Below are 15,041 nucleotides of genomic sequence, written 5' to 3' on the forward strand. Positions count from 1 at the left end.
AAGAGCCCTGCCGATCGGTGTTGGCCGTTCGGTATAATCCCGCCATGAGTAAAAAAACGTCCTCCCGCAGAAAGTCTCCGAAGCCATCCCCCCGCCAACAAGGCCGTCGATTCTGGCGCCTGATGCTCAGGCTGACCACGCTGGGGCTGGTATTGCTGGCCTGCTGGATGATCTATCTCGATGCGGTGGTCACGTCGCGTTTTGAAGGGCGTCGCTTTGAGGTTCCTTCGCGGGTGTATGCCCGGCCGTTGGAGCTGTACGATGGTGCGGGAATCAGCGCGGGCGCCCTGGTTCGGGAGCTTGAGCTCGCAGGGTACCGGGTTCGTGGCGGCAACCGCCCGGGCAGTTATCAGCGCTCGGGCACCAGGTTCATCATCAATACCCGCGGATTTGATTTTCCGGATGGTGCCGAGCCCGCACGGCAACTGGCCTTTGCCATTCGCGGGGATCGGGTAACGGGGTTTTCGGTAACTGCCGGTGATGTTTCACCGATTGTTCGGCTGGAGCCAGCGCAGATTGGCGGTATCTATCCGGCCCACCGTGAAGACCGGATTTTGATTGAGCTGGCGGATGTGCCGCCGGCCCTGATTGGTGGACTGCTGGCGGTGGAAGACCGGCAGTTCTACGACCATTTCGGCATTGCACCTCTGTCGATCGCGCGGGCCATGATCGCCAATATCAAGGCGGGCCGTATTGTTCAGGGGGGAAGTACGCTCACCCAGCAGCTGGTGAAAAACTTTTTCCTGACCCGGGATCAGACTCTGGTTCGCAAGGCCAACGAGGCCTTGATGTCGATTCTGCTGGAGTGGCACTACGACAAAAACGACATTCTCGAAACCTATCTGAATGAGGTCTACCTTGGTCAGGCAGGCACCCGTGGGATACACGGGGTCGGCCTGGCCAGTCAGTTCTTTTTCGGAGCCTCGCTGAAGGAGCTCGATATTCATCAGGTGGCGCTGCTGGTGGGCATGGTGAAAGGCCCCAGTTATTACAATCCCCGCCGACACCCGGAGCGGGCGTTGACCCGGCGCAACCTGGTGATCAGTGAAATGGCCGAGGCGGGTGTGATCTCTGATCAGCAGGCCAGGGCGGCCAGCGCGCGCCCGCTGGATCTCAGCACCCGGCCATCGTTTACCGACAACCGCTATCCCGCCTATATCGATCTGGTGCGTCGTCACCTGGCCCGGGATTACCGGGAGGAAGATCTGCAGAGCGAGGGGCTCAGGATTTTTACCACGCTCAATCCGGAGGTGCAGCAGGCTGCAGAGAATGCCACCAGCAGCACCTTGCCCCGCCTGGCGAAAGGTGAGGCGGCAAAGGCACTGGAAGCGGCCATGGTGGTGACCGGCAAGGATACCGGTGAAGTGCTGGCGCTGGTGGGTGGAAAGGATACGGATTTTGCCGGGTTTAACCGGGCCGTGGATGCCCGGCGCCCGATCGGTTCTCTGGTCAAGCCTTTTGTTTACCTGACCGCGCTTGCCCAGCCAGAGCGTTACACCCTGATTACTCCGGTGGAAGACAAAAGCTTTACTCTGGAATTTGAGGATGGCCGCCGGTGGCAGCCCCGGAATTACGATCGCAAAGAACGTGGCCTGGTGCCTCTGCATCAGGCGTTGTCCCGGTCTTACAATCTGCCGGTGGTGCGAGTAGGGCTGGATGTTGGTATTCCTGCCGTACAGAACACCCTGAAGGCCTTCGGCGTTTCTTCTCCGGTGTCTGGATATCCTTCAATGCTGCTGGGGTCGGTATCGCTGTCGCCCGTCGATGTGGCCCAGTTGTATCAGGGGCTGGCCACCTCCGGGTTCAATACGCCTCTGCGTACGATTCGTGAGGTTACCAACGCCGACAACGAGCCTCTGTCGCGTTATAGCCTGAAGGTGGATCGGGTGGCGGATTCCGCGGTGGTGCACCTGGTTCAGTATGTCATGCAGGAAACCATGCAAGAGGGTACGGGGCGCTCAGCGTATTACACCTTGCCGGATTCGTTGACGCTGGCCGGAAAAACCGGCACTACCGATGAGGGGCGGGATTCGTGGTTTGCCGGTTTCAGCGGTGACTTGCTGGCGGTGGCCTGGGTGGGGCGGGACGATAACGGCGCCACATCCTTGTCCGGAGCAACCGGCGCGTTACCGGTATGGGCGGCCTTGATGGCGCAGGTTCCGCAACATGGCTTTTCGCCGGTGGTGCCCGATGGAGTGCAGTATCGCTGGGTGAACCCTGAAGCCCAGGCACTGACCGGTGAAAACTGTGACAATGCCCGGCTGATTCCGTTCATTGCCGGCAGTGAGCCCGAGCAGCACACCGGCTGCAATGGCAGCCTGGGCGGGCAAATCCGAGGTTGGTTCAAAGGGTTGTTTCAATGAAGAAAGTAACAGGTTTTCGGTTGGCCGCACTGGCCGCGGTTGTCACTTTGGCGGGCTGTGCCTCTGGCCCGGGCGGTGGCTCCATTTATGTGCCGGCGGGCAGTGACAGTCGCTCCCGGGTACCGGAGCCCCCCAAGGCGGAAAACGGCGGTGAGCGGGTCTGGCGCAAGAGTGAACAGCCTGCAGAGCGCACTCCGGAGCCTGCCGATACCCGTGCTCCCAGTTACAGTGAAACCGGTGATCAGTTGCCAGCCGCCGCGCTGACGCTGGTGCGTGATGCCGATCAGTTGCTGCGGCAGGGTGACTCTGCCGCAGCCATTGCGCGGCTGGAACGTGCCCAGCGCATTGCGCCGCGCTCGGCGGAAGTCTATTTCAAGCTGGCGGAAGCCTATGTGGCAGGTAATAATCTCGGGGCGGCGGAACAGTTCACCCTGAAAGGGCTGTCGCTGGCGGGTAAGGATGAACGCAAGCAGCGGTCCGGTTGGTTGTTGCTGGCGGATATTCGCCGGGCCAGAGGGAATGTGGCCGGTGCGGATCAGGCGGAATCGCGGGCCCGTGCTTTATAACTGAACGTAGCAATGGCCCCCGGCCCAGGCACCGGGGGCAACCCTCAATCAGAGCGTTTTCATCACCTTGCGGGCGGCTGCCAGAGTGAACTCAATGTCGTCGTCCGACAATGCGGCGGTGGTAAAACCGGCTTCGAACGCTGACGGTGCCAGGTACACGCCTTCTTTCAGCATGCCCTGGAAAAACGCCTTGAAGCGTTCTATGTCGCAGGCCATGACCTGATCGAAGCGGGTAATTGAGGTTTCGTCGGTAAAGAAGAAACCGAACATGGCACCTGCAGACTGTACCGCCAGGGGGATGCCTGCTTCGTCGGCCGCGGCTTTGAAACCGTCGCGGATGCGGTTGGTTTTTTCGGTCAGGCGATCGTGGAAGCCAGGCTCTGAAATCGCGTTCAGGGTGGTCAGGCCTGCGGTCATGGCCAGGGGGTTGCCGCTCAGGGTTCCGGCCTGATACACCGGCCCCAGTGGTGAGATGTGCTCCATGATTTCCCGCTTGCCGCCAAAGGCGCCGACCGGCAGGCCACCGCCGATCACCTTGCCCAGTGCGGTCAGATCCGGGGTAATACCATAGAACCCCTGTGCGCCGCCCAAAGAGACCCGAAAGCCGGTCATCACTTCATCGAAGATCAGTACCGAGCCGTGTTCATCACACACTTCGCGCAGACCTTCCAGAAATCCCAGTACCGGTGGGATGCAGTTCATGTTGCCCGCTACCGGCTCGACGATGATGGCCGCAATCTGGTCGCCCATTTCGGCAAAGGTTTTGCGCACTTCGTCAATGTCGTTGAAAGTCAGGGTCAGGGTGTGCTCGGCGAGGCTGGCCGGGATACCCGGAGAGTTGGGAACGCCAAGTGTCAGGGCGCCAGAGCCCGCTTTCACCAGCAGAGAATCTACGTGGCCGTGATAGCAGCCTTCGAACTTTACAATTTTATCTCGGCCGGTGTAGCCCCGCGCCAGGCGAATGGCGCTCATGGTGGCTTCTGTGCCGGAGTTGACCATGCGAACCAGTTCAATTGAGGGCACCAGTTCGCAGACTTTCTTGGCCATCTCGGTTTCGATGGCGGTCGGTGCGCCGTAGCCTACGCCCAAGTCGACCTGAGTATGCAGGGCGGCCTTGATGCGGGGATCGGAATGGCCAAGGATCATTGGCCCCCAGGAGCCAATGAAGTCGACATAACGACGGTCATCCTCATCGAACAGATAAGCGCCTTCGGCGTGCTTGAAAAACACCGGAGTACCGCCAACACCGCGGAAGGCCCGAACCGGCGAATTCACACCACCGGGAATGTATTTCTGGGCCTGTTCAAAAAGGGTTTCTGAGTGAGTCACGGTTATCTCCTGTTACTCGGGGGTCGTAAAGAGCGGGTGGTGGCTGGCAAACAGGCGGCTGAACTGGCGCGCCCGTTGTTCGATGTCGTTCGGGCTGCCGCCGAACAGGCCGCCCACCACGGCCAAAAGATCAGCACCTGCCAGAATCAGGGGCAGGGCATTGCTGAGGGTAATGCCGCCGATGGCCGTTACCGGCAAGCCCAGTTGGCGGGCATCGGTAAGTACCTCCGGCCCAGCGGCCGGGGCGCCGGGTTTGGTTTGTGAGCTATAGAACCGGCCAAAGGCCAGATAGCTGGCACCGCCGGCAGCGGCGGCCTCTGCCAGGTTCAGGCTTTGGTGGCAGGTAATGCCAATCAGCGCATCTGGCCCCAACAAGGCCCGGGCCTCTGCCAGGGTAACGTCGTCCTGCCCCAGATGTACGCCGGCCGCGCCTATCCGCAGGGCCAGTTCCGGGTCGTCATTGATCAGCAGAGGCACCTTGGCACGCTGGCACAACGCGTTCAGGTCTGTTGCCTGGCGCAAGCGTTCGGCACTGGTGGACTGTTTGTCCCGGTACTGCACCAGGCAGGTGCCGCCCGCCAGTGCGGCTTCAACAGACGCTACCAGAGTGTCCGGTGGCGTCAGCCGGTTGTCGGTAATGGCGTAAAGCCCAGGGCGCAGGGGGTGGTTTAGCGTTCCCACAGAATACCCCTGTCCGGTACCCGTTGCCCTTTGCCGACAGTCAGTGCATGCAACAACGCCCGATGCACATAATTCTGCGCCTGGGCGATGGCGGCCCTGGGTGATAACCCCATGGCGCGCCCGGCGGCAATTGCCGCTGCCAGGGTGCAGCCGGTGCCATGGTATTCGTTCTCACCAATACGCTCCACTTCCCAGGTCATGGGCTCTGGTGCATGGTTATACAGGGTGTTAATGATATGGACGCCGGTGCCGTGGCCGCCGGTGGCGAGCACGGATTCACAGCCAGCCTCCATTAAATTGCGGGCGGCCTGATCGAGGTCATCGCTACCGCCGAGCAGAGCCAGTTCCACGCCGTTCGGCGTGATCATTTCGGCTTTCGGGAACAGCTTTTCTTTCATGGCGGCAACCAGTTCTTCATCTGCCAGGTCGCCACCGCCTGCAGCTTTGATGACCGGATCGGTGATCACCGGAATACCCGGGTGGGATTCCAGAAACTCGACCAGAGCGTCGACCACAGCCGCGTTGCCCAAGGCACCAGTCTTGATGGCGTGAATTGGGGTGTCTTCAGTAAGGCAGGCCAGCTGTTGCCGGATCAGGTCCGCATTGACCGCCTCAGCGCCGTAAACATTGCGGGTATCCTGCACGGTCAGGCAGGTCAGCACGGGCAGGGGGTGGGCGCCAAGAGAGGTGATGGCCTGAATGTCAGCCTGTATGCCCGCGCCGCCGGACGGATCCAGCCCGGAAAGCACAAGTACCTGGGGGCGAGAGAAATGATTGATGGCCTGCCTCCTTAGAAAGGTTTTACGACAACCAGAATAACCACGGCGAGCAGTATGAAGACCGGCAGTTCATTGAACCAGCGGTAAAATACATGGCTGCGGGTATTCTGGTCATCCCGGAATACCTTCACCAAATGGCCGCAGTAAAAATGGTAAAGAATCAGCAGTGTAACAAGAGCAAGCTTGGCATGAAGCCAGCCTTGACTGAAATAGCCCGCCCAGTTGTAGCTTAGCAACCAGACCCCGAACACAACCGTGGCCACCATGGAAGGCGTGGTAATGCCGCGGTACAGTTTGCGTTCCATGATCTTGAATCGCTCGCGGCCAGGCTCATCCTCGCAGGCCGCGTGGTAAACAAACAGCCTGGGTAAGTAAAAAATGCCGGCAAACCAGCAGACCAGGGAAATAATATGGAAGGCCTTGACCCACAGCATTCATTAACTCCGTCGGTATTGGTAATAACTTTCGATGTCTGAGTGCAACACAACACCATAAACCCGTTGAATCATCGGGGCCACATGGCGTTGTACGTATAGCGCTTCGGCCTGGGTGCTGTCGAACTGATTCAGTGCTTCCTCGAGGGTGGCCTGGTATTGCACCGGGGCTACGTCCCGGCGGTTTGCGGGGATTTCCATCAGATCAATCAAGTCGGGCAATGCAGTGCCCTCTTCATGATTGCCCTTTTCAGCATCTTCCAGGTAGCGAGCCAGATCTGCCGCCGGTAGCAGTGCGGTGGGGCCGTTGCTGCCATCAACCAGCAACCATTTAGGTTCAGACTTGAGGGCCTTTTTTGCCTCGGCCAGACTCAGGTGGCGTTCCATGCGCAGTAGGCTGCGTTCCATGATCGCGCCCACCGACACCCGGCGCAGTGCCTGTACCACCGGCGAGTTCTGGTAACTCAGCCCCTGATTTTTCAGGATGGTCAGAAACAGCGGTTTTTCTCCGAAGACTTCCGAGGTAATCAGGCTGGCAATGGTGATAATAAGCATGCCCGGGAGCATGATGTTCGGATTGTGAGTCAGTTCCAGCAGCGTCATCAGGGCGGCCAGTGGCGTTTGCAGAATGGCCCCCATCATCGCGCCCATGCCGAGCATGCTGTAGAAACTCACCGATGAGGCCATTTCCGGCATGATAGCCGCCCCAATTAACCCCATAGCACCGCCCAGAGAGGCACCGATCACGATGGTGGGCCCGATCACCCCGCTCGGCATGCCCAAACCGATGGTGGTAGAGGTGATGACCAGTTTAGCCAGGCCGATCACAATCAGCAGCGACAGCCCAAGCTGGCCACTGATGGCGTCGTTAACTGTGTCGTAGCTGATGCCCATGGTTTCCGGTACCAGTATCGCGAAAGGAATCATCAGAATGCCAGCTGCGATAATTCGGGCGGGTAACGGGCGGTGGTGAAAGCGGGCCATGGCCGACACCAGGCGAATGAACAGGGTGGCGGCGATACCACAAATAATGGCCATAACCAGAATCCAGGGAATCTCAGCCAGGGATGACATGGTTACGGGTGGCACGGTGAATGCCGGTTCCGGCCCGTACACCAGTTGCATCACAATGGCAGAACTGACGGCGGCGAGAATGATGGGCGTAAATCCGGCGATGGTGTACTCCATCATGATGGCTTCCATGGCAAAGATAACGCCGGAAACCGGGGTGTTAAACGAGGCAGAGATAGCGGCGGCGCAGCCACAGGCCACCAGGGTTCGAATGCTGTTATTGGGGAGCTTCAGCCATTGCCCCAGCAGGCTTGAACAGCCGGAACCCAGATGGATGGCGGGGCCCTCCCGGCCGGCAGACTGGCCCGATACCACAGTGGCTACGCCGGATATGAACTGGATGAGGACACTTTTGAAAGACACGTATCCCTGGTGATAATTGAGCCGTTCCATGATGTAGACCACACCCACTTTGCGGAATTGGGCGGGCAGGTGATAGACGAAAAACGCGAGGGCAACGGCGCCCGCTAATGGCAGCATGCCGCGGGTAAGCGGTGCCAGACTTTCGAAGGCTTCAGAGTTACCGCCGGGTAGCAGATTGGCCAGGGGCCACTCGATGGCAAACCGGAACAGCAGGATAACGGCACCGGTGATGATTCCGGAGAGTAATCCCAGAACGGCCAGTTGCGGCAGTGCGTCTACGTCTGAGAGGCGACGCCGGAACGAGGGAATCAGCCGCTCAAAGGTTACACGTAAAGGGTTGCGCATTGGCCTGGCTCAGTTGTTATTGGCGAGTTGGGACAAACGGAATTCTGATGTTGTCTGTATTTTAGCGACTACGTCAGGTGCTGCAATAAGTCGTTGGTTTATCGTGCTAGACTACCCGCTTTCTATTAAGTTTGTTCGGATCACATTGGAGAGTCGAGTGATTAAAATAGGCATCGTTGGCGGTACCGGGTACACCGGTGTAGAGCTACTGAGAATTCTTGCAGAGCACCCGGAAGCAGAGGTGGTTTGTATCACTTCGCGATCAGAGGTGGGGATGCCTGTCGCCGAAATGTATACCAGCCTGCGAGGCCACTTTGATCTGACCTTCTCCGAGCCGGATGTTGATGTGCTGGCGGGGTGTGATCTGGTGTTTTTTGCCACGCCGCACGGCGTCGCCATGCGGATGGTGCCCGAATTGATGAAAACCGGAGTCAGAGTGGTCGACTTGTCGGCTGACTTCCGGTTGAAAGACCTCGACACCTGGGCGAAGTGGTATGGCATGCCCCACGAGAGTGTGAAATGGGCGGAACAGGCCGTTTACGGCTTGCCGGAAGTCGCCCGGGATGCCATTCGCGATGCGCGCCTTGTGGCCAACCCCGGGTGCTACCCGACAGCGGTTCAACTGGGTTTTCTGCCACTGCTTGAAGAGGGGCTGGTTGATGCCTCGAGATTGATTGCCGACGCCAAGTCCGGTGCCAGTGGCGGTGGTCGCCAGGGCAAAATCGGAATGCTGCACGGTGAGGTTGGCGAGAGCTTCAAGGCCTACGGTGCATCTGGCCATCGCCATCTGCCGGAAATTCGCGAGGGGCTGCAATTCGTCTCCGGAGCGCAGGTGGGATTAACGTTTGTACCTCATCTGGTGCCTATGATCCGTGGGATAGAGGCGACACTTTACGCCGAACTGAACGATGTAAAGGACTTTGACCGTTTGCAGGCACTGTTTGAAGATCGTTATTGCGATGAGCCTTTTGTGGATGTTATGCCGTTTGGTAGTCACCCGGAAACCCGCAGTGTGCGCGGGGTCAACTATTGCCGGATGGCATTGCATCGTCAGGAAGACAGCAACATCGTGATTGTATCGTCGGTGATTGATAATCTTGTAAAAGGGGCGGCTGGTCAGGCTGTCCAGAACATGAATATCATGTTCGGCCTTGATGAGCGCATGGGCATGAGTGCTCCTGCCCTGATGCCCTGAGGTCATGGTGAGCGAGTCATCCAGGCCTGCGGGCGAGTATGTGGTTGTCCGCCGCCAGCCGGGCCAAGGCTTTAAACGTGGCCTGCTGCTGGTGTTTTGCATTGCCGTAGCGGCTGCTGCCGGATATGCCGGGGGGCTGGCGCAGGGCGGGTTTCAGTTGACCCGCGAGGAGGCGGCGGCTGATCCCCGGTCAGAGGAACTTGAGACACTCCGTGCCCAGTATCGCGAAACCCGGCAGGAACTGGTGAACCTCGAGCGCGGCCGGGCGGTTGATGAGCAGGCACTGAAAGCGGCGCGCTACAACATTGTTGAACTGGAAACGCGAATTTCAGAGCTTGAGGCAGATCTGACGTTCTATCGGAACATCATGGCGCCATCTGAAACCAGCAAGGGCCTGCAAGTGGACAGTTTCACTCTGGTGCCGCGCCGGCACAACGGCGAATATGGCTTCAAGATGGTGCTGACTCAGGTTGGTAATAACAAGAACTACATAACAGGGCTGGTCGCAGTGAATGTGATAGGCAGCCTCGACGGTGAAAAAGAAGTGATAGCTTTGCGGGATCTTTCTGAAGAAATTGACGATCTGGGGGTGAAGTTCCGGTTCCGTTATTTCCAGGATGTGGAGGGCAGTCTTCGCCTCCCGCAGGGTTTCGAACCCTTCGAAATACAGGTCGTTGCTCAGGCCCAGGGGCGCAAGGCGTCTCAGGCAGAGCGAACCTTTGACTGGAAAGCATTAACGGAGAGCTGAAATGCTTGGAAAGAAAAAGCAGAAGTCGCGTCGTTCGGTCGGCCACTTCGATACCCTGATTTCGGGACACACCACGGTGGAAGGCGATGTTCGTTTTTCAGGTGGTCTGCACGTTGACGGAAAGATCCGTGGCCGTGTGGTGGCGGAAGAGGGCTCTGATGCGGTTGTGCGACTCTCTGAGGTGGGTGAAATTGTCGGTGATGTGATTGCGCCGCATATTATCATTAACGGTAAGGTGAAGGGGGATGTCCAGGCTTCCGCTCATCTGGAATTAGCCGAGAAAGCGGTTGTTACGGGTAATGTTTATTATCAGTTGATTGAAATGGCCATTGGCGCCACGGTTAACGGTAATCTTGTGCGCCGTGATGTAAGCAGTGGTTTGTTGACACACGAGCGAGGTGAAAGCGGCGCAACGGCCGGGGCTGAGGATGAGGACAAGTCCGAATAGTTGATTGTTTTAGTCGGGAATACCATAATCCCGATAGTATCTTCAGGCCGGAGGCAGACCTTGAGTGTAGTTCAGCAACAAATGGCCACGCCGTTGTTCTTCAGCGACAACGCTGTGGCAAAAGTACGTGAACTGGTTGAGGAAGAGGAAAACACCGACCTCAAACTGCGCGTGTTCGTAACCGGAGGTGGTTGCTCAGGCTTCCAGTACGGTTTTTCTTTTGATGAAAATCAGGAGGAAGACGACACGGTGATCGAGCGTGACGGCGTGAAGCTGCTGGTCGACTCAATGAGTTACCAGTATCTCGTGGGTGCTACCATTGATTATCAGGAAGGGCTTCAGGGGTCTCAGTTTGTGGTGCAGAACCCGAATGCCAGTTCAACCTGTGGTTGCGGGAGCTCCTTCTCTATCTGAATCAGGCCGGATAAATCGCGCCGAGTATCCTCTCGCCCGAGGCACCTGTTACCTCGGGCACATTTCCAGATGCACCCTCCAGCGCCTGACGGGCGAGCCAGGCAAAAGCAACGGGCTCTACCCATTGCGGATCCAAACCAAGGTCTTCCGTTGTGTGCAGCGAAATGGTGCCCAGCCCATTACGCAGCTCGCTCATCAGTAGCTTGTTCATGGTGCCGCCACCACAGGCAAAAACGGCCATATCCGGTGAATCTTGCGGAAGTTGGCGAAGAATCGAAACCACAGTCAGCTGTAGCAGCGTACGTTGTACATCTTCGGCGGATGGCGGTACGTCGCAGCGCTGCAAGTGTGTTCGCAGCCAATCGATATTGAAGCGCTCCTTACCGGTACTTTTCGGGGCTGGCCTGTCGAAATAGGCATCGGAAAGCATGCTGGTCAGCAACGCCTGATCCACGACGCCTTCGCGGGCAAGGTTGCCATTTTCATCAAAGTGGCGGCCGGTCTGATCCAGGCACCAGGCGTCCATAAGGGCATTGGCGGGGCCGGTATCGAAGCCGGTGATCGGCAGCCTGTTTGCGGCCGGTAGCCAGGTGATATTGGCAATGCCACCAAGGTTAAGAATACACCGATCCTGGGATTCCGAGCCAAAAAGCCAGCGGTGGAACGCAGGAACCAGGGGGGCACCCTGGCCGCCTGCTGCAATATCCCGGCTTCGGAAATCAGAAACCGTGACTATCCGTGTTTGTTCTGCCAGCCAGGCGCCGTTGCCGATCTGCATGGAGAATGGAGCGCTGCCGGATGGCTGGTGGCGGATGGTTTGCCCATGGCTTCCGATGGCTTTGATATCGCACGCAGCAATGCCGCTCTTTTCGATAAGGCCGCTGGCTGTGCTGGCGAAATGCTGGCCTACGAGGCTGTCGAGTTCGCCCATTTCATCCGGGGTTGCATGGTTTCGGACTGCAAGTGACAGCCTGTGCCGAAGCTGTTCCGGATACGCAAGGGAGTGGCTTGCATGCAGCGTAATGGACTGATCCTGAAAGGACACCAGAGCCGCATCAACAGCGTCCATGCTGGTGCCTGACATCATCCCTAACCAGTAGGCCATGCTTAGTTGCCTGTTGCCAGTGCCAGGTGTTGACTGCTCTCTTGGAAGGTGCTGAATTGCGCCATCATTTGCTCGGTATGTTTGCGAAAACGGGCCATTTCTGCCGCTGGCACAGGCTTGGCATCGGGCAGCTTCACTGTGCGGGAGTTCCTTGGCGAGCCATTGACCCTGAATTCATAATGTAGATGAGGGCCGGTGACCATACCTGAAGAACCCACATAACCAATGGTTTCACCCTGCTTGACCCGTTTGCCGTTTTTCATGCCTTTGCCCAGTCGGCTCATGTGAGCGTAGAGCGTGGTGATGTTATCACCGTGTTGCAAAACAACCGTCCGGCCATAACCGCCTTTCCAGCCCGCAAACTTGACCCTGCCACTGCCAGCCGCCTTGATTGGCGTGCCTGGGGGTGCGGCGTAGTCGGTACCCTCATGTGGGCGGACAACATCCAGCACCGGATGGCGGCGCTGAAGGTTGAACGGTGACGATACGCGGGCGTTGATCGGTACCCGCAGGAATGCCTTGCGCATACTTTTACCGTCCGGCGAATAATAGTCGGTATCGCCGCTGGAGTCGGTGTAAAGGAGTGCGACGTTTTCCTCCCCCCGATTTACGAATCGAGCGGAAAGAATGCGCCCGGTGTCGAATTTCTCGCCATCCAGGTAAAGCTCTTCATAAACCAGTTCAAATCTGTCGCCTTTCCGGACGTCATAGACAAAATCGATATCCCAGCCGAATATGCCTGCCAACTCCATGGTCAGCCGGTCGTCCAGCCCTGCGTCTCTGGCGGCCAGATATAGCGAACCATCTATTTCGCCGGTCGCAAAAGCAGGCCGGGCTTCAGGCTCCCGAACCACTGTCTCACCCTTGAAGCCGTCATCGGTTTTCGTGATTTTCAGTGTTTCCAGAAGACTTCGCTGGAGTTCAATGCCTGCCAGTTGGCCATCGGTATCGACAGCAAAGCGAATGTCTTCACCGGCATACAGCCGCTGAAGCTTGGTTGCTTCACCTTCGCCGTGGATGACCGAGAGCATCAGCCCATCATTAAAGCCCGCTTTTCGAAACAAGGTGGAAAGAGTGTCACCGGCTTTAATGGTGAAGTTCTGCCACTCAAGGCTTGGCTCGGCTTTGACAGGTTCCGGTGCAGCCTCCCCGGAGGCAGCAACTTCGGAGCTTGCGATTGATGCGAGGTTCGGGGCAGTTTCTTCATGGGCAGGGGTGGTCGTGGTCGGACTGGTGGTGAAAGCGGGTTTTTCGTCAGTCACCAGGCCCTGTTCCAGGTCTACTGCATAACTCATGCGCTTCGCCTCAACATCGGCACTTGGGCTCATCAATGCGGCGGCGGAGAAGATTACTGTGGCAGCTGCGGCCAGAGTAATGTGTGTTTTGGGGATTGTTTTCAGCACTTGGCTCACCCGTTTTGATCGGTAGTCCAGCGATTTGTACCGGCTTGTTCATGCGCCAGATCAGGAGTAGTCCTACAGATTAACGCATAGAACAGAAATGCAACAGTGTCCAACATTACGATGAGGGGTTTGCCTGATCGCACAATTGAGCCTGCCGCTGGTATAATTCGCGCTTTTCCCGCTCTTGATTGGTTGGTTTTTGTACAAGGCTACTGTATCAGGGGCGCCGGTAACGCACAGAGTTGTTTTGTAGAGCTCTGTAACCGGTCTCTTCTTTTAATGTTACAAGTGAGGTAAGGGTTTCATGGCATCTGTTGATGAGGCGTTGGCGATAATCAAGCGGGGTATTGATGAGCTGATCCCGGAAGAGGATCTGGTCGCGAAGCTGAAAGAGGGGCGCCCGCTCAGAGTTAAGGCCGGTTTCGACCCGACCGCACCGGATCTGCACCTTGGCCATACTGTGCTGATCAACAAGTTGCGCCAGTTTCAGGATCTGGGGCATGAGGTTATCTTTCTGATCGGAGATTTCACCGGCATGATCGGTGACCCCTCTGGTAAGAGCGTTACCCGCCCTCCGCTCAGTGAAGAGCAGGTGCTCGAAAACGCCATGACTTATAAAGAGCAGGTGTTCAAGATTCTGGACAAGGAAAAGACCCGCGTTGTTTTCAACTCCGAATGGATGAAGAAGCTGGGTGCCGCCGACATGATACGCCTTGCTGGCCAATACACAGTTGCACGGATGCTGGAGCGCGACGACTTTACCAAGCGGTACCGTTCAGAGCAGCCGATCGCCATTCATGAATTCCTCTATCCGCTGGTTCAGGGCTATGACTCGGTTGCGTTGGAGGCTGACGTCGAGTTGGGCGGAACTGACCAGAAATTCAACCTGCTGATGGGGCGCATTGTCCAGAAGCACTATGGCCAGAAGCCGCAAGCGATTCTTACCGTCCCTATCCTGGAGGGATTGGACGGTGTTCAGAAGATGTCGAAGTCACTCGGCAACTATGTGGGTGTAAGCGATGCCCCCGGCGAGATGTACACCAAGCTGTTATCAATGCCTGATGAGTTGCTGTGGCGCTATTTCGAATTGCTCAGCTTCCGGCCGATGGCTGAAATTGAGGGGTTCCGGCAGGAAGTCGAGAAGGGTGGCAACCCGCAGGACTACAAGAAATTGTTGGCTGAAGAGCTGATTACCCGTTTTCACAGTGCCGAGGCGGCGGCCTCTGCGCACAATTCTGCGGGTAACAGGGTGGCGCTGGGCGACATCCCCGAGAATGTGCCTGTTGTTGAGGTTTCGCTGGAGGGGCAGGGCCAGCTGCCGATGCCTGCTGTATTGCGTCTGTCCGGGTTGGTTAAGAATGGTGCGGCGGCCAAGGATGTGCTCGGTCGCGGTGCTGTCTATGTAGATGGAGCCCAGTTTGAAGGTGAGCGTATGTTTGTTGCCGGCGATGAGGCAGTGATTCAGGCGGGCAAGAAGAAGATAGCGCGTGTGGTCATTACGGCCTGAGGGCTGTTCCGGAACTTTTTTCAAAAAAGTTCAAATTGGCCGTTGACAGTTTTCCTGAGGGCTGTAGAATGCGCACCACTTCTGAGGGACAAGGCAGACAACGCCGGGTTCTGAAGGTTTTAACCGCTTGATAAGTTTCGAAAATTTGGTTTTTAAGTGTTTCGAAACAAAGTGGTTGACAAGGTGGCGGATCGATGTAGAATACGCGGCCTTGATTGAGCAGCAGCTCAAACGCTCTTTAAAAAGTTAACCAAGTAATTCGTGTGGGCGCTGGCCGAGGTATTTCGGAT

The 15,041-nt window shown here is 57.4% G+C and carries 14 protein-coding genes; 7 read left to right on the forward strand and 7 right to left on the reverse strand.

All coding sequences use genetic code 11. From position 1 onward, the window contains the following. Nucleotides 1–44 precede the first annotated feature (44 nt). Complete coding sequence (mrcB, locus tag C7H09_RS04010) at nucleotides 45–2,363, forward strand: penicillin-binding protein 1B (protein WP_106761360.1); 2,319 nt, start codon at nucleotides 45–47, stop codon at nucleotides 2,361–2,363. Continuing rightward, nucleotides 2,360–2,929 (forward strand): tetratricopeptide repeat protein, encoded by a 570-nt coding sequence (locus C7H09_RS04015; protein ID WP_106761338.1) that lies wholly within the window; start codon nucleotides 2,360–2,362, stop codon nucleotides 2,927–2,929. Before mrcB ends, C7H09_RS04015 begins: the two co-directional genes overlap by 4 nt. Before the next feature lie 48 nt (nucleotides 2,930–2,977). Here C7H09_RS04015 and hemL read toward each other — a convergent pair whose 3' ends face one another. Genes hemL through C7H09_RS04040 form a run of 5 tightly spaced genes read right to left on the reverse strand, consistent with a single transcriptional unit; the run spans nucleotide 2,978 to nucleotide 7,931 of the window. Then, nucleotides 2,978–4,258: a glutamate-1-semialdehyde 2,1-aminomutase gene (gene hemL, locus C7H09_RS04020; RefSeq protein WP_106761339.1), complete on the reverse strand. Its 1,281-nt coding sequence runs from the start codon at nucleotides 4,256–4,258 to the stop codon at nucleotides 2,978–2,980. A 12-nt stretch (nucleotides 4,259–4,270) separates the two neighbouring features. Next, complete coding sequence (thiE, locus tag C7H09_RS04025; protein ID WP_106761340.1) at nucleotides 4,271–4,939, reverse strand: thiamine phosphate synthase; 669 nt, start codon at nucleotides 4,937–4,939, stop codon at nucleotides 4,271–4,273. Further along, nucleotides 4,927–5,688, reverse strand: coding sequence for a bifunctional hydroxymethylpyrimidine kinase/phosphomethylpyrimidine kinase (gene thiD, locus C7H09_RS04030; RefSeq protein ID WP_106761341.1), 762 nt, complete (start codon nucleotides 5,686–5,688; stop codon nucleotides 4,927–4,929). Before thiD ends, thiE begins: the two co-directional genes overlap by 13 nt. A gap of 41 nt (nucleotides 5,689–5,729) precedes the next feature. Beyond that, nucleotides 5,730–6,152 (reverse strand): protoporphyrinogen oxidase HemJ, encoded by a 423-nt coding sequence (hemJ, locus tag C7H09_RS04035; protein ID WP_106761342.1) that lies wholly within the window; start codon nucleotides 6,150–6,152, stop codon nucleotides 5,730–5,732. Nucleotides 6,153–6,155: 3 nt separating this feature from the next. Further along, entirely contained in the window at nucleotides 6,156–7,931 is a 1,776-nt protein-coding gene (locus C7H09_RS04040) for a chloride channel protein (RefSeq protein ID WP_106761343.1), read from the reverse strand. Nucleotides 7,932–8,088: 157 nt separating this feature from the next. On the opposite strand from C7H09_RS04040, the gene argC reads away from it, so the two are divergent. From argC to erpA, 4 genes are all read left to right on the forward strand, one after another. Beyond that, complete coding sequence (argC, locus tag C7H09_RS04045; RefSeq protein WP_106761344.1) at nucleotides 8,089–9,126, forward strand: N-acetyl-gamma-glutamyl-phosphate reductase; 1,038 nt, start codon at nucleotides 8,089–8,091, stop codon at nucleotides 9,124–9,126. 4 nt (nucleotides 9,127–9,130) lie between these two features. Further along, nucleotides 9,131–9,874, forward strand: coding sequence for a DUF6776 family protein (locus C7H09_RS04050; RefSeq protein WP_338064019.1), 744 nt, complete (start codon nucleotides 9,131–9,133; stop codon nucleotides 9,872–9,874). 1 nt (nucleotide 9,875) lies between these two features. Then, nucleotides 9,876–10,322: a bactofilin family protein gene (locus C7H09_RS04055; RefSeq protein WP_106761345.1), complete on the forward strand. Its 447-nt coding sequence runs from the start codon at nucleotides 9,876–9,878 to the stop codon at nucleotides 10,320–10,322. 81 nt (nucleotides 10,323–10,403) lie between these two features. Continuing rightward, complete coding sequence (gene erpA, locus C7H09_RS04060) at nucleotides 10,404–10,736, forward strand: iron-sulfur cluster insertion protein ErpA (protein ID WP_206074261.1); 333 nt, start codon at nucleotides 10,404–10,406, stop codon at nucleotides 10,734–10,736. A 1-nt stretch (nucleotide 10,737) separates the two neighbouring features. On the opposite strand, the gene C7H09_RS04065 is transcribed toward erpA, so the two are convergent. Both C7H09_RS04065 and C7H09_RS04070 read right to left on the reverse strand, forming a co-directional pair. Then, nucleotides 10,738–11,841 (reverse strand): anhydro-N-acetylmuramic acid kinase, encoded by a 1,104-nt coding sequence (locus C7H09_RS04065; protein ID WP_106761347.1) that lies wholly within the window; start codon nucleotides 11,839–11,841, stop codon nucleotides 10,738–10,740. A 2-nt stretch (nucleotides 11,842–11,843) separates the two neighbouring features. Continuing rightward, nucleotides 11,844–13,244 (reverse strand): OapA family protein, encoded by a 1,401-nt coding sequence (locus C7H09_RS04070; RefSeq protein WP_106761348.1) that lies wholly within the window; start codon nucleotides 13,242–13,244, stop codon nucleotides 11,844–11,846. Between the two features lie 304 nt (nucleotides 13,245–13,548). Here C7H09_RS04070 and tyrS point away from each other — a divergent pair, with 304 nt between their 5' ends. Further along, entirely contained in the window at nucleotides 13,549–14,751 is a 1,203-nt protein-coding gene (gene tyrS / locus C7H09_RS04075) for a tyrosine--tRNA ligase (protein WP_106761349.1), read from the forward strand. Nucleotides 14,752–15,041 lie beyond the last annotated feature (290 nt).

The sequence above is a fragment of the Marinobacter fuscus genome, assembly GCF_003007675.1.
Classification (GTDB): domain Bacteria; phylum Pseudomonadota; class Gammaproteobacteria; order Pseudomonadales; family Oleiphilaceae; genus Marinobacter; species Marinobacter fuscus.

Coding starts and splice junctions, on each gene's coding strand:
- C7H09_RS04040 (WP_106761343.1), bottom strand. CDS start 7,931: ATGCGCAACCCTTTACGTGTAACCTTTGAGCGGCTGATTCCCTCGTTC.
- hemJ (WP_106761342.1), bottom strand. CDS start 6,152: ATGCTGTGGGTCAAGGCCTTCCATATTATTTCCCTGGTCTGCTGGTTT.
- erpA (WP_206074261.1), top strand. CDS start 10,404: ATGGCCACGCCGTTGTTCTTCAGCGACAACGCTGTGGCAAAAGTACGT.
- mrcB (WP_106761360.1), top strand. CDS start 45: ATGAGTAAAAAAACGTCCTCCCGCAGAAAGTCTCCGAAGCCATCCCCC.
- C7H09_RS04015 (WP_106761338.1), top strand. CDS start 2,360: ATGAAGAAAGTAACAGGTTTTCGGTTGGCCGCACTGGCCGCGGTTGTC.
- C7H09_RS04050 (WP_338064019.1), top strand. CDS start 9,131: ATGGTGAGCGAGTCATCCAGGCCTGCGGGCGAGTATGTGGTTGTCCGC.
- tyrS (WP_106761349.1), top strand. CDS start 13,549: ATGGCATCTGTTGATGAGGCGTTGGCGATAATCAAGCGGGGTATTGAT.
- C7H09_RS04065 (WP_106761347.1), bottom strand. CDS start 11,841: ATGGCCTACTGGTTAGGGATGATGTCAGGCACCAGCATGGACGCTGTT.
- C7H09_RS04055 (WP_106761345.1), top strand. CDS start 9,876: ATGCTTGGAAAGAAAAAGCAGAAGTCGCGTCGTTCGGTCGGCCACTTC.